11 protein-coding genes and 1 tRNA gene are annotated in these 13,618 nt (G+C 58.2%); 3 read left to right on the forward strand and 9 right to left on the reverse strand.

Annotated features, from left to right (window positions below):
- Window positions 1–68: 68 nt before the first annotated feature.
- Window positions 69–608 carry an alpha/beta hydrolase YcfP gene (ycfP, locus tag AB5Y97_RS07990; protein ID WP_042061892.1) on the reverse strand — a complete coding sequence of 180 codons (540 nt, stop codon included), beginning with the start codon at window positions 606–608 and terminating at the stop codon, window positions 69–71.
- A gap of 779 nt (window positions 609–1,387) precedes the next feature.
- Between ycfP and iscB the strand changes: the two genes are divergently transcribed.
- Together iscB and AB5Y97_RS08000 are read left to right on the forward strand one after the other, a co-directional pair.
- Entirely contained in the window at window positions 1,388–2,707 is a 1,320-nt protein-coding gene (gene iscB / locus AB5Y97_RS07995) for an RNA-guided endonuclease IscB (protein WP_368157505.1), read from the forward strand.
- A gap of 83 nt (window positions 2,708–2,790) precedes the next feature.
- Window positions 2,791–4,197: a nucleobase:cation symporter-2 family protein gene (locus tag AB5Y97_RS08000; RefSeq protein ID WP_368157507.1), complete on the forward strand. Its 1,407-nt coding sequence runs from the start codon at window positions 2,791–2,793 to the stop codon at window positions 4,195–4,197.
- Between the two features lie 64 nt (window positions 4,198–4,261).
- On the opposite strand, the gene AB5Y97_RS08005 is transcribed toward AB5Y97_RS08000, so the two are convergent.
- The 3 genes from AB5Y97_RS08005 to AB5Y97_RS08015 all read right to left on the reverse strand — a co-directional run bounded on the left by AB5Y97_RS08005 (window position 4,262) and on the right by AB5Y97_RS08015 (window position 7,244).
- The gene (locus AB5Y97_RS08005; RefSeq protein ID WP_368157509.1) at window positions 4,262–6,058 is read right to left on the reverse strand and encodes a M3 family oligoendopeptidase; all 1,797 of its coding nucleotides are present in this window, start codon (window positions 6,056–6,058) and stop codon (window positions 4,262–4,264) included.
- 123 nt (window positions 6,059–6,181) lie between these two features.
- Complete coding sequence (locus tag AB5Y97_RS08010; RefSeq protein ID WP_042061879.1) at window positions 6,182–7,102, reverse strand: DUF808 domain-containing protein; 921 nt, start codon at window positions 7,100–7,102, stop codon at window positions 6,182–6,184.
- 1 nt (window position 7,103) lies between these two features.
- Window positions 7,104–7,244: a hypothetical protein gene (locus tag AB5Y97_RS08015; protein WP_021231002.1), complete on the reverse strand. Its 141-nt coding sequence runs from the start codon at window positions 7,242–7,244 to the stop codon at window positions 7,104–7,106.
- 251 nt (window positions 7,245–7,495) lie between these two features.
- On the opposite strand from AB5Y97_RS08015, the gene AB5Y97_RS08020 reads away from it, so the two are divergent.
- Window positions 7,496–8,098 (forward strand): DUF924 family protein, encoded by a 603-nt coding sequence (locus AB5Y97_RS08020; protein WP_042061881.1) that lies wholly within the window; start codon window positions 7,496–7,498, stop codon window positions 8,096–8,098.
- Window positions 8,099–8,165: 67 nt separating this feature from the next.
- On the opposite strand, the gene AB5Y97_RS08025 is transcribed toward AB5Y97_RS08020, so the two are convergent.
- The 5 genes from AB5Y97_RS08025 to AB5Y97_RS08045 all read right to left on the reverse strand — a co-directional run bounded on the left by AB5Y97_RS08025 (window position 8,166) and on the right by AB5Y97_RS08045 (window position 13,584).
- Window positions 8,166–9,785 (reverse strand): methyl-accepting chemotaxis protein, encoded by a 1,620-nt coding sequence (locus tag AB5Y97_RS08025; RefSeq protein ID WP_275057930.1) that lies wholly within the window; start codon window positions 9,783–9,785, stop codon window positions 8,166–8,168.
- A gap of 104 nt (window positions 9,786–9,889) precedes the next feature.
- A complete protein-coding gene (locus AB5Y97_RS08030; RefSeq protein ID WP_042061883.1) occupies window positions 9,890–11,149 on the reverse strand; it encodes a dicarboxylate/amino acid:cation symporter in 1,260 nt (419 codons plus the stop codon).
- 203 nt (window positions 11,150–11,352) lie between these two features.
- Window positions 11,353–11,820, reverse strand: a complete 468-nt coding sequence (locus AB5Y97_RS08035; RefSeq protein WP_042061885.1) for a hypothetical protein — start codon at window positions 11,818–11,820, stop codon at window positions 11,353–11,355.
- A gap of 231 nt (window positions 11,821–12,051) precedes the next feature.
- Window positions 12,052–12,128: transfer RNA gene (locus AB5Y97_RS08040), tRNA-Pro, on the reverse strand.
- Window positions 12,129–12,240: 112 nt separating this feature from the next.
- Window positions 12,241–13,584 (reverse strand): dihydroorotase, encoded by a 1,344-nt coding sequence (locus AB5Y97_RS08045; protein WP_042060322.1) that lies wholly within the window; start codon window positions 13,582–13,584, stop codon window positions 12,241–12,243.
- Window positions 13,585–13,618: the final 34 nt, after the last annotated feature.

The following is a 13,618-nucleotide window of genomic DNA, read 5'->3' on the forward strand; positions in this document are numbered from 1 at the left end:
TTTCCTCGGTTCCTCAAAACGAAAGGGAGCCATTGGCTCCCTAAAACGAAATCGGTCGACGTGATGGATCAGGCTTCTTTGAAGGCCTTCATCCGCTGCAGATGATGCGAGATATTTTTGAACTTATGGGTCTCGCGCTCATCCCACACGATGTCGTAATAGTTCTTCAATTCACGTTCAGTGTCCCGATTATCGCGCACTTCATCCTGAACGGAAAGGATGCACAGACAGTTTCCTGAATTTTTCTTACGAAATTCAGTTACACACTTGGTACCGATATCGTCATATTCCTCCGGCCGGTCGATCTTGCCCTGCATGTTCTCTTCCGGATGGAGGTTGGGGTTGAAGAGCACCTGGCGAATACCGCACAGAAAGCCGATCCGCTCGCTCCAGTAAGCACCCAATCCAACCCCGCAGATCAGCGGTTTGGGATCGGTACTCATATCGAGCTGTTTTTTCACTTCCTTGAGCAGATGGCTCATATCATGACGGGGGTGAACCGTGCTGTAGTGCACGAAACGCACATCATCATCAATAAACTGCAACTGCAGCACTTTCTCGTGATTGCCGGGGCTGGTGGCATCAAAGCCATGCAGATAGATGATCATGGATAAGACCTCAGGAACTGTGTCGGTTTTATCGAAACTACCCCAGCGGCTGCCCAGCGCGCCACCAAAACATCCAACTTTCTTGCTTTGGATCACGCCCATAGACCTGAACATGGCCTGTCACGACGGCGTCGTTCACCCGGGGGCCAGCGATTGGCTATCAAAGTGAGAGTGGCCTCCCGATAATGATAAAAACATTACCAATGTGAGATCCCCCTCCCGCTCGATGCCGCCCCACCCTGGCCACTTATCAGGCCAGGATGTGACTCATCCCACAAAAACAAGGCGTTAGCGCTAAACGTTTTCGTTCATGACCGGCGTTGTGCATGTTTTGTGCACTGACCCGTGCTGCACCGGATCCCTCTCATCACCGCAAAGGGATCTGGCACGTCAGTCAATACTCGAGATCAATGACCGGGAAAGCTGCGGCTTTCACTATCTTGCCTGTAGCGGTTGCTCGGGCTTCAAGGAGTGATCTGTTCGTCAATCACCCCTCCCTAAAGGGAGAGGCTTGTAAGGTAGTAATCTGCAAGCCTTAGATTGTCCAGACCCAGTGCTTTAACAGGCACTACGTTGTGTAGAAGACAGTAGACCCACCGCCGAATGCTTCCTGAGTTCGGCGCTCTGGAAATTAACGCAGTAGACACGCCAAGGGTAGGCACGAAACAGGCGTTGATCGGCTATCAGTCATAGCCACCTGCTGCACAACATGGTCGAAGGGAGACAGGGCATCGTCCCTGCGTCACCAGACCCGTAAGGGTAATAATTATTGGAGAATTATGTCGGTTTTTGTATTGGATAAACATGGCAAACCATTGATGCCTTGCTCTGAAAAACGCGCCAGATTGCTGCTGTCGCATCATCGTGCGCGGGTGCATCGACTGGTGCCGTTCGTTATTCGACTGACCGACATCAGATTGCAAGACGCTTCATTGCAACCACTACAGGTAAAATTAGATCCTGGCAGCAAAACCACTGGCGTTGCCGTGGTCAGAGTTGCCGAACCAGTGGGCATCGGTCGCTCGGTTTCCGTGCTGTTTCTGATGGAATTAATCCATCGTGGCCGCCAGATCAGTGAATCGCTGACAGCTCGCAGAGCAATGCGAAGACGCCGCCGTGGTCAGTTGCGCTACCGTGCGCCGCGCTTTAATAATCGCACCAAACCCAAAGGCTGGCTGGCCCCGTCCCTGCGCCATCGGGTTGAAACCACCATCAATTGGGTAGCACGGCTACGCCGTTGGGCTCCAGTGTCAGGATTGGTCAGCGAGCTGGTCAGGTTTGACATGCAGGCGATGGAAAACCCCGACATCGGCGGTGTGGAGTATCAGCAAGGTACGCTGTTTGGCTATGAAGTGCGGGAGTATTTGCTGGAGAAGTGGGGACGAAGCTGCGCTTACTGTAGCAAAAAAGAGGTTCCCCTACAGATTGAACATGTGGTGCCGAAGGCGCGTGGTGGCTCAAACCGGATCAGCAATCTGACGCTGGCTTGTGGCCCCTGCAATACCAAGAAAGGCGCTCGTTCAATCGAAGAGTTTGTTAAGGATGGCGCGACACTAAGGCGCATTCTGGCGAAGCTAAAGGCCCCATTACGGGATGCTGCTGCCGTCAATAGCACTCGCTGGGCGCTGTTGAACGAGCTAAAAAAGACAGGACTCCCTGTTGAGTCTGCCTCCGGTGGCAGGACAAAATTCAACAGAAGCCAGCTTGGCATTCCCAAGACTCACGCGCTGGATGCGGTTTGTGTTGGAAAGATTGATGCAGTGACCGACTGGCGGCGACCAACGCTCACCGTCACTTGCATGGGGCGCGGCATGTACCAGCGAGCCAAGCTAAATAAATTCGGTTTTCCCCGAGGTCACTCCATCAGAGAGAAGCGAATCAAAGGATTTCAGACAGGAGATATTGTTCTGGCGATGGTGCCCGCCAGCAGCAAAAAAGCAGGGCGGCATATTGGGCGCGTTGCAATCAGAAAAACAGGCAGTTTTAATATACAGGCAGGTGGCAATGTTATTGAGGGGATCTCCCATAAGTATTGCCAGCTGATCCAACGGGGTGATGGCTATCGCTATCACCAGTCACAAACCAAGATAGCCAATTAAAGGAAGCGAGCACAGGGACAACCTTCGGTTGTCGCGCTATCCCTCCACCACCTAAAGGAAGTGGTTTCTCGCGCAAATATTTGATGAACGAGACCAACCCCCCCTCCCCTCGTCCGGGTACGCGCAAGCGCCCGGTGGATGAAGTGGAGCGCATGCTCCCCATGGGCCAGCTCTTTACCCTCGGCCTGCAACATGTGCTGGTGATGTATGCCGGTGCCGTGGCGGTGCCGCTGGTGATTGGCGGCAGTCTGGGGCTGCCCAAGGATCAAATCTCCTACCTTATCAGTTCGGATCTCTTCTGCTGCGGCATCGTCACCCTGCTGCAATGTGTCGGGATTGGCCGCTTTGCCGGGATCCGGCTGCCGGTCATCATGTCGGTCACCTTTGCCGCCGTGATGCCGATGCTGGCCATCGGAGCCAACCCGGATCTGGGGCTGACGGGCATCTTCGGCGCCACCATCGCCGCCGGTATCATCTCGACCCTGCTGGTGCCGCTGATAGGTCGGCTGATGCCGCTCTTCCCCACCGTCGTCACCGGGGTGGTTATCACCTCCATCGGGATCAGCATCATGCAGGTGGGGATCGACTGGATGGCAGGGGGGAAGGGCAATCCGGAATATGGCAGCCTGCGCTATATCGGCACCAGCTTTCTGGTGCTCGTCTTTATCCTGCTGGTGACACGCTTCACCAAGGGCTTTTTCAGCAATATCTCGGTGCTGCTCGGGATCATCTTCGGTTTCGTGGTGGCCATCGCCATGGGCGAAGTAAGCCTCGATGGCCTCGGCGAGGCAGCCTGGTTTGCCCCCATAGTGCCCTTCGCCTTCGGCTGGCCTACCTTCGATCCCATCTCCATCGCCACCCTGACGGTGATCATGCTGATCACCTTTATCGAATCCATGGGGATGTTTCTGGCCCTTGGCGACATCGTCGGCCATCCGGCCAGGCGCGGTGATATCGTACGCGGGCTGCGGGTGGATGGCATCGGCACCATTATTGGTGGGATATTCAACAGCTTCCCCCACACCTCCTTCTCCCAGAATATCGGTCTGGTGAGCGTGACTGGGGTGTCGAGTCGCTGGGTCTGTGTGATGTCGGGGGGGATCCTGCTCGCCTTTGGCTTCATCCCCAAGATGTCGGTGCTGGTCGCCTCCATCCCGCCCTTCGTACTGGGGGGCGCCGGTATCGTCATGTTCGGTATGGTGCTGGCCACCGGCATTCGCATCCTGGCGCGCACCGATTACAACAGCAACCGTCACAACCTCTATATCGTCGCCATCAGTCTCGGAATTGGCATGATCCCGACGGTCTCCGGGAATTTTTTCCAACAACTTCCGGCGCAGCTACAACCGCTTTTTCATAGCGGTATTCTGTTGGCCACCATCAGTTCGGTACTGCTCAACCTCTTCTTCAACGGCTATCAGCCTGATCTGACTCACCAGACCCGTCCTCTATTCGTTGGTCCCATCAAACCGCAACAAAAGCAGGCATAACAAACAGGCCCCCGGACAGCGAGACTGTCCGGGGGCCTGTTTGTTAATATCACCGCTGACCCAATCAGGCAGGCAACTGCGCGAAGCGTTCTACCGCCTGCGCTACCTGTGCCAGACTCCCCTGCCAGAAGGCGGCCTCACGGATATCCTGCCCCAGATGCTTGGCTACCAGATCTTCGGCGCTCATCCGGCCAGTATCGCGCAACAAGGCACGATAGGCCTCGGCAATGCCCTCTTCCCCCGCCGCCTTGCGGCTCATCAACTGCTGATAGACCCCGAGGCTGAACAGATAACCGAACAGATAGGGATAGTTGTAAAAGCCCAGCCCCGCGATGGAGAAGTGCGCCTTGGCCGCCCAGAACATGGGGTGATAGCGGGTCAGGCTCCCCTCATACCAGCGTCCCCACGCCTCGTCGGTCAACGCCTTGAGCCGCTCTGCCGACACATAACCCTGCGCTCGCTCGGCCACCAAGGCCTGCTCGAAATCGAAGCGAGCCGGGATATTGACCAGGAAGGTGGCCGCGCCGTCGGCCTCGGCCCAGGCGATGGCCAACTGCTCTTCCGGGCTTTGCGCCTGCTCGAACAGGGCGCTGCGCACCAGAGTCTCGGCAAAGATGGAGGCCGTTTCGGCCAGCGTCATGGGATAGCTACGCTGACTCATCGGCAGATCGCGGATCATCCAGTTGTGCCAGGCGTGACCCAGCTCGTGGGCCAAGGTAATGACATTGTCCATGGTGCCGGCATAGGTAACGAAGACCCGCGGTTCGACCGGTTCGGCAAACTTGGTGCAGTAGGCGCCGGTGCGGCGATTTGGCGTGGGCGCCGCATCAATCCACCCCTTCTCGGCCATCATGCGGGCAAACGCCCCCATCTCGGGATCGAAACGGCTAAAGGCATCGGCAATCAACTCAATCGCCTCATCAAAAGAAATGTCACGGCTGCTGGAAGCTGGCGGCGGCGCAAAGAGATCCTCCGGCCCCAGATCGTCAAGACCAAGGCGCTCGGCCATCAGCCCCAGCGCCCGCTGACCCAACCCACGGGCTCGCCAGGTTTCGCTCATCAGGGCATCGAGGGTGGCACGCTCGATATGGCTCTGGTGGCAGGAGAGATCCAGCGCATCGAGCACACGGGTGTTGCCGCGCTGACGGGCCAGCTCCAGCCGCCAGCCGTTAAGGGCATTGAGGATAGCGGCAACCGTCTCCTGCTCCCCTTCCCAACCGGCGCTGATGGCATTAAAGGCTTCTAAACGCAGCGCACGTATCGGGCTGGAGAGTAGATTGCTCGCCTCCGCCAGCCCCATCTCGCGGCCATCAATGGTCAAGCGGATCTTGCCCACCAGATCGTTGTAGAGGTTGCCCCAGGCGTGCAGGCCATCGGTGCCCAGACCGATCACCAGTTGCTCCGCCTCCACCGGCAGGCGCTGATCCTGCAAACGACGCTCGTGGCGCAGGCGGTACGCCTCCTCACCGAGCAGCGGATCACTCATCAGCGCGGCAAATTCATCTTCCGGCAACGCCAGCATCAGATCTTCCACCGGTGCCAGGGTCTTGAACAGATCGGCGTTGAGGGCGCGGGCACGGGACGCCAGCTGCTTGGCCTGCGGATCCCGCGCATCCTGACTGCCGCGGCACGCGGCCAGAATGGCGACGTTCCAGCCGATATGGCGAATATCACGGGCGCGCAGCCGCACTTCCCGCAAGAAATCCAGCAGCGCTGCGTCAGCGTCGCGCACCCCGTCCAGACCCGCCATATAGCTGGCCAGCTCTTCCAGCGCGTGGCGGGCTGCGTGCATGTCCGCTTCCAGCTCTGGGCTGTAGAGGCCCGGGTAGATATGGTCGTTATTCCACTGTTGTTGATACATAACTTCTCGCAAAGGCCTTTATCGGGAGGCGCAACAGACCTGCGGGCAGCAAGTCCGAAACCGGGCAACCCGAAGGCCAAAAAATGAAGAGAGGAAAAAAGAGACAATGGCCCGCAAGCTCGCTTATCCCTTGGCCGGGGCAAGACGGCTCACCAGCGTCATCACGGCAACCAGCAGCAGACCCGCCACCACACCGGCCACGGCGTTGAGCAGAGTCGGCGTCACCGCCGCCAGTACGGCCCCCACAGTGGGCAGGGTGGCGACAACTGCGGCTGCACCTTCAATCAGGTGATGGGCAAAGGGCCAGCCATGCACCAGAATGCCGCCGCCCACCATAAACATGGCGATGGTGCCGACCAGTGCCAGCAGGTGCATCAGACGAGGAGCCGTCACCAACAGTCCCTGCCCCACCGCGCGGCGCAGGGCGCTGCCATCGGGCTTTTGCAGCAGATGCAGACCGATGTCATCGAGCTTGACGATCAGCCCCACCAACCCGTAGACCCCGATGGTCATCAGCAGGGCGATGCCCGCCACTACCGAGAGCTGCAGCGCGAGGCTTGCTCCCTGTACCGTGCCAAGGGCGATGACGATGATCTCGGCAGAGAGAATAAAATCGGTGCGGATTGCTCCCTTTACCTTCTGCTGCTCGAAGGCCACCAGATCATCGGGAATAGAAGCTGTGTGTGCCTCACCCTCGCTCACTTCATGAGGCAGGAACTTGTGGGCCAGCTTCTCGGCCCCCTCAAAGCAGAGGTAGGCGCCTCCCAGCATCAAAAGCGGCGTGATAAGCCATGGGACCAGGGCACTGATGGCGATGGCGGCAGGCACCAGAATCAGCTTGTTGCGAAATGAGCCCTTGGCCACCGCCCATACCACCGGCAACTCCCGCTCGGCACGCACCCCGGATACCTGCTCCGCGTTGAGGGCCAGATCATCCCCCAACACCCCAGCGGTCTTCTTCGCCGCCATCTTGGTCATCAGCGCCACGTCATCAAGCACGCTGGCGATATCATCGAGCAGGGCCAACAAACTGGTTCCAGCCATATCAAAGATCCCTTATATCAGTGAGAAACGTCTTCCCGAAAAATGTCTCGCGCTTGTTCACCACGACCTTGGTCATCAGCGCCACATCATCAAGCACGCTGGCGATATCATCGAGCAGGGCCAACAAACTGGTTCCGGCCATATCAAAGATTCCTTATATCAGTGAGCCCCCCCCCCGGGAGAGAGGTGTACGTCCCGATAACCACCAGGGTCAACAGGACCACCTCATGGCGAGCGCAGGCCATCATCGGCCGCGCCAAGAATCGGGCGCTCGCCATCGGGGGTTACGTCTTTCGAGCAAAAGATGGCACAGTGTAACGAGAAGCCGCCGTTTCGGCAGCACCCCTGAGCCATTTGATCTTGGTTCCCTCTGAATCACCTCAAGGAGTTCCCATGCAACCCTGGCAACCTCTGCTCGATCTCTGGTTTGGCGACGAGGCCGATGACGCCCTCCGGGCCACCCGGCAAGCCCCCCTCTGGTGGGGAAAAAGCAGCGAAACGGATGCCCTGCTGGCCAGCCGCTTCGGCGAGCTGGCACAGGCAGCGGCCGAAGGCAGCCTCGCCCACTGGGCCGATGCCCCCAGCGGTCGACTGGCGCTGATCCTGCTGCTCGACCAGTTGCCGCGTAATATCCATCGCGGCACGCCTGCGGCCTTTGCACAAGATCCGCTGGCAAGGGATCTCTGCCTGAAAGGGTTGTCCATCGGGGCAGACCAATCCCTCTCGCCACTGGCGCGGGTCTTCTTCTATCTGCCGCTGGAACATGCCGAATCCCGTGAACAGCAAGCCAGAAGCGTGGCGCTGTTCGAAGCACTGGCAGCGGAGCAGGCCGATACACCGGCGCAAGCAACCTTCGCCGGATTTGCCGACTTTGCCCGCCGCCATCAGGTGATCATCGAGCGCTTTGGCCGCTTCCCCCATCGCAACGACATACTGGGTCGCATCAGCACACCGGAAGAGGTGGAATTTTTGCAGCAACCTGGCTCCGGCTTCTGACACCGCCATATAAAAAATCCCCGCCAGATGGCTGGCGGGGAGAGTGGATGGATGACAACTGTCGGCGTTACTGAATGCGGTAGCGGGATATCTGCTGGTGGATGCTCTCGGTGGTGACATTGAGCTCCTCGGCCGCGGCCGAGGTCTCTTCCGCAGTGCTGCTGGTCTGCTGCACGACCTGAGCTATCTGCTCCACCTGATGGGCAATCGACTCGGCGGCAGCGCTCTGCTCGCGAATGGCGTTGGTGATCTCGCCCACCTGATCCATTACCCGGTGCGATGCACTGCGGATCTCGGAAATAATGGCGCCGCTCTCCGTCGCCATGGCAACCCCCTGGCTCACCTTCTCCTCCACCAGATTCATGCGGGAGACCGTATTGTTCGACTCCTGCTGGATGGCCTCTACGGTGGCGGAGATCTCCTGGGTGGATTGGGCTGTGCGCTCAGCCAGTTTGCGCACCTCATCCGCCACCACCGCAAAGCCACGGCCGGACTCCCCGGCCCTCGCCGCTTCAATGGCCGCGTTCAAGGCCAGCAAGTTGGTCTGCCCCGCCACATCACGGATCACGTTGACCACACCGCCAATGCGCGAAATACCCTCACCCAGCGCAATGACCTCGGCCGAGGCCTGCCGGATCGAGTCGGCTATCTCGTTGATGGCATGGACGGTGCGATCGATGGTTCTGCCCCCCTCGGTCGCCAGCTGCCCTGACTCATTGGTGATACGACTCGTCTCCTGAGTACGTTGGGAGATATCTGTGATGCTGACCGTCATCTCTTCCACACCGGCGGCGATCAGACTGGTGGCATCATTGGCCTGACTGGCCGAGCTGGCCAAGTGCTGCGCTGCCTGGGAGAGGGATTCGGCGGTGCTCTTGATCTGCAAGCTACCGACGGAAAACTCGGTAAATGTCTGTTGCAGCGTATCGAGCAACCGGTTAACCGCATTGAGGGTCAGGCCAATCTCATCCTGCTGTCTGACATCCGCTCTGAGGGTAAAGTTGAGGTCGCGCTGGATCCGGGTCAGGGTATCCATGGCGGTGCGAAGGGGGTTGGCTACCTGATTGAACAACCAGACAAACAGTCCCAACGTCAGCACTGTGGTACCACCGGCGATAAACAGCAGGGTTTGCATGCTGTTGTCGTAGTTTTCCTTGCCTTGCGCCTTCAGCTCCAATCCCAAATCAATATTGAAGTTGACGTGAAGCTCGATCGCTTTGGCAAACTGGTGAAACAGATTAGTGGCCTCTCCCGCCAACATATCTCGCGCCTCGTCGTTCTTGTTTTGCCTGGAGAGCTGCAGCACCTTGTCTATCTCCTGATAATATTGCGCGACAATACGTTGATCATCGTCGGTCAGGCGCCGATCTTCGTCATTGGAGAGCAGCTCGGCCTTATATTTGTCAAGCAGCGAATTGATCTGTCCCCGTATTTCGGTAATACCCGTTTCGATCTGCTGCATCTTGCTTGTATCGGTATTGAGCACATGTGTCTGCACCAGTGAGTGCAATTCATAGAAATCGGCCTGTACCTCCTTGATCAGCGAAATACTGGGCACTGTATTATCCGTTACATAGCCTAAATCCCGATTGGCCGAATCGAGGCGGTTGATACTGAACCAGCTGAGGAAAATGAGTGCAAGAATAACCAGCAGGGCTATCAGTTGCAGTCGGCGAGCAATATTCATAACCATACACTCCAGATGGAAACTCTCTAGCAGTGTAGACGAGCCATAAACAACAACGGCCCGCATTGGCGGACCGTTGTTGTTTATTTTTCATGGCGTTGTGATCAGGCCTTGGCTGGTTCACGCTCGCCCAGTTCATCGGTCTCGCCCAGACTGTCTTCGGTCTTGGCCACCACGCTGGCGGCGATGGCGTTACCCAGCACGTTGGTGGCAGAGCGGCCCATGTCGAGGAAATGGTCGATCCCCAGCAGCAGCAGGATGCCCGCTTCCGGAATATGGAACTGGTTCAGGGTGGCGGCAATCACCACCAGAGAGGCGCGCGGTACCCCGGCCATCCCTTTGGAAGTGACCATCAGCAGCAGCAGCATGGTGATCTGCTGGGCCATGGAGAGCTCGATGCCATAAGCCTGGGCGATGAACATCACCGCGAAGGTGCAGTACATCATGGAACCGTCGAGGTTGAAGGAGTAACCCATCGGCAGCACGAAGCTGGCGATGCGCTTGTCACAACCGAACTTCTCCAGACGATCCAGGGTCTTCGGATAGGCAGCTTCAGAGCTGGCGGTAGAGAATGCCAGCAGGATGGGTTCGCGGATCATCGCCAGCAACTTGATGACGCGACCACGCAGGAAAATGCTGCCCATGGCGATCAGCAGCAGCCAGAGGCAAGCCAGCGCGATGTAGAACTGAGCCATGAAGCTGCCGTAGGTCACCAGAATGCCCAGACCCTCTTTGGCCACCATGGCGGAGATGGCACCAAACACCGCGAACGGCGCAAAGTTCATCACGTAGCCGGTCACTTTCAGCATGATCTCGGCGGCGCTGGCCATCAGCACCACCACCGGCTTGGCCAGATCACCCAGCGCGGCAGCAGCCAGACCAAAGAACAGCGAGAACACCACGATCTGCAGGATCTCGTTGGTGGCCATCGCCTCGACCACACTCTTGGGAATGGCGTGGGTCACGAAATCTTTCAGGGTAATGGCGCCGGCCGCAATCCCTGAGCTGGCGGTGTCATTGGGCAGGGAGAGGGAGAGGCCCACGCCCGGCTGCATCAGGGTCACCATCACCAGACCCAGGCTCAGGGACATCAGGGAGGCCAGCATGAACCAGCCGAGGGTTTTTGCGCCGATGCGACCGACAGTGCGGGTATCGCCCATCTTGGCGATGCCGACCACCAGGGTGGTGAACACCAGCGGGGCGATGATCATCTTGATCAGTCGCAGGAAGATATCGGTGAGGATGGTGATGTTATTGGCAAAATCCGCCGCCTGATCTGCGGCAAACATGCGATAGCCCTGGCCGGTTAGGATGCCAAACATCATGGCGATGAGGATGGCAACCGTCAGTTTATTCATTTTCATGGGGGAGTCCCGGGTTTGATTGGTGCAAGCCGTAAACAATGGCGTGGGAGCCACTACAGTCCGTTTTTGTGATCCGGGCCGTTGATTCCTGGCGGCCGGTATGCTGGGAGAATGCCTAAAAGCAGGGGGTAAATCCAGAGGCTTCACTAGAATTTTATGCTGTCATTAGGTGTATGTGATATGGATCTTGCAAACCACCAATATTAATCGCTGTTTGTTTTAATTGTGGCAAGATATTTCGCGTTGAGGGTTCGCTCATCGATTGCCCGTGGCAACAGGCGAAAAGTGAGCAGCGCCGAGATGCGGTGCTGCACCTGCATCTGGGCCATAAAGAGATCCGGTTCATCCTCGTCAAACCCGAAGATCGGCCGCGATGGCGTCACCCTGACAGCATCACGGGTAATGGTCAGCTCATCGACGCCGAGCCAGCTATAGCCTTCTGCGAGCGCCAGCTCCCCTGCCCGCTTGAGCACATATTTGCGGGCGGTCTCCCTGTCCACCAGATCGTTGCCGACAAACTCAAGCTGCCATTTGTCCGGGCCAAGCCGGGTCTGGGAGAAACCGGTCTGGCCATTCCAGAACGACTTTTCACTTTCATAAGGAGTGGCGCAGCCCACCAGCAGCAAGGTGAGCACCAGCAGACAAACCGGTTTGAACAGAGATGCAGGCACAGAAGACCTCGGCTAGTGGTGTGGGCAACTGAGCCGTTACTACAGCACAAACCCCGGTGGCGGCACAATCACAGTGGCCATCTCCGATCTCCCTTTCTTCTACCCGTCTCTGTTCGCTGCCGCCTCTGCCCGCCCTTCCGGCCTGATCCGCCAGTCCTGGCCTCGCACCGGCGCCGAATTGCGCGCAAAAGAAAAGGCCTTGTCGTTTGACAAGGCCTTTACCGGGGAATTTGGTCGGTGTGAGAGGATTCGAACCTCCGACCCTCTACACCCCATGCAGATGCGCTACCTGGCTGCGCTACACACCGACGGAGTCAGCTCGGCTGACGGGGGCAGAGTTTATGGAGATGACCCCGCCCTGTCAACAGGGAAACACTGCCAATTCCCCGACCACGGTGCGTTCGCCTGCTTTGCGAACAATCAGCGGTTAAAGGTCAGCCGCTTGCCTAAAATTCCGTCACTGACCTGACCGTTCTGCCAGGCGATCTGGCCGTTCACCAGGGTCATCTCCACCGTGCTGTGGAAGCGGTAGCCATTGAAGGGCGACCAGCCGCAGTGGTAGAGAAGGTTGTCATCGTTGACCACATAGGGCTTGCCCAGATCCAGCAACACCAGATCGGCGAAGTAACCCTCGCGAATGTAACCGCGATCTTCCACCTGAAAACGCTCGGCCACCGCGTGGGAGGTCTTCTTGACGATGGTCTCCAGAGTGAACACGCCGTTGTGGTAGAGCTCCAGCAGCGCCTGCAGGGAGTGTTGTACCAGCGGCACACCGGACGGCGCCTTGAAGTAGCTGTTCTGCTTCTCTTCCCATGTATGGGGAGCGTGGTCGGTGGCGATGATGTCGAGCACGTCATTGCGCACGGCATCTAGCAGGGCGTGCTGGTCAGCCGCGCTCTTCACCGCCGGGTTGCACTTGATCTGGCTACCCAGGGTGTCGTAATCGGCCTCGTTGAAGAACAGATGGTGTACACACACCTCGGCGGTGATGTTCTTGTCCTTCAGCTCACGCAGATCCGGGGTGGCGGTAAACAGCGACAGCTCCTTGGCGGAGGTCAGATGCAGCACGTGCAGCTTGGCGCCGTACTGCTTGGCCAGCGCCACCGCCATGCTGGAGGATTTGTAGCACGCCTCGTCACTGCGAATGCGGCCATGCTCGCCCATCGGCACATTCTCGCCCCACTTGGCCCGCGCGGCCTCTTCCGCCTTGGCGATAGTCGGGGTGTCTTCACAGTGGGTGACGATCATCACCGGACTCTCGCGGAAGATGGCCGCCAGGGTCTCCTGGTTATCCACCAGCATGTTGCCGGTCGAGGAGCCCATGAACACCTTGACCCCGCAGGACTGCTTGGGATCGAGCCGTTTGATCTCTTCAAGGTTGTCGTTGGTGGCGCCGAGATAGAAGCTGTAGTTGGCCGCAGAGGAGTTGGCAGCGATCTGGTATTTGGCTTCGAGGGCATCGAGGGTAGTGGTCTGGGGATTAACGTTGGGCATTTCCATGAAACTGGTGGTGCCACCAGCGACGGCGGCCCGGGATTCACTGGCGATGGTCCCCTTGTGGGTCAATCCCGGCTCCCGAAAGTGGACCTGATCATCAATCATTCCGGGGATAAGGTGACGCCCTGCGGCATCGATGACCAGCGCATCCGGCGCCTCGATATCGGGTGCAATGCGGGCAATCCGTTCCCCCTCGATCAACACGTCGGAGGCATAGATGCGGCCTTCGTTGACCAGGGTGGCATTCTTGATAAGCAGTTTGTTCATGGGGCGTTCCAGTTCCTTTGCCGATAATCGCGAG

This window comes from Aeromonas sp. R10-2, from assembly GCF_040908445.1.
Taxonomy (GTDB): Bacteria; Pseudomonadota; Gammaproteobacteria; order Enterobacterales; family Aeromonadaceae; genus Aeromonas; species Aeromonas veronii.

What these genes read in the sequence shown, in the direction of transcription:
- AB5Y97_RS08005 (WP_368157509.1), bottom strand. Translation starts at nt 6,058, where the DNA reads ATGTATCAACAACAGTGGAATAACGACCATATCTACCCGGGCCTCTAC.
- AB5Y97_RS08030 (WP_042061883.1), bottom strand. Translation starts at nt 11,149, where the DNA reads ATGAAAATGAATAAACTGACGGTTGCCATCCTCATCGCCATGATGTTT.
- AB5Y97_RS08020 (WP_042061881.1), top strand. Translation starts at nt 7,496, where the DNA reads ATGCAACCCTGGCAACCTCTGCTCGATCTCTGGTTTGGCGACGAGGCC.
- AB5Y97_RS08045 (WP_042060322.1), bottom strand. Translation starts at nt 13,584, where the DNA reads ATGAACAAACTGCTTATCAAGAATGCCACCCTGGTCAACGAAGGCCGC.
- iscB (WP_368157505.1), top strand. Translation starts at nt 1,388, where the DNA reads ATGTCGGTTTTTGTATTGGATAAACATGGCAAACCATTGATGCCTTGC.
- ycfP (WP_042061892.1), bottom strand. Translation starts at nt 608, where the DNA reads ATGATCATCTATCTGCATGGCTTTGATGCCACCAGCCCCGGCAATCAC.
- AB5Y97_RS08000 (WP_368157507.1), top strand. Translation starts at nt 2,791, where the DNA reads ATGAACGAGACCAACCCCCCCTCCCCTCGTCCGGGTACGCGCAAGCGC.
- AB5Y97_RS08010 (WP_042061879.1), bottom strand. Translation starts at nt 7,102, where the DNA reads ATGGCTGGAACCAGTTTGTTGGCCCTGCTCGATGATATCGCCAGCGTG.
- AB5Y97_RS08015 (WP_021231002.1), bottom strand. Translation starts at nt 7,244, where the DNA reads ATGGCCGGAACCAGTTTGTTGGCCCTGCTCGATGATATCGCCAGCGTG.
- AB5Y97_RS08025 (WP_275057930.1), bottom strand. Translation starts at nt 9,785, where the DNA reads ATGAATATTGCTCGCCGACTGCAACTGATAGCCCTGCTGGTTATTCTT.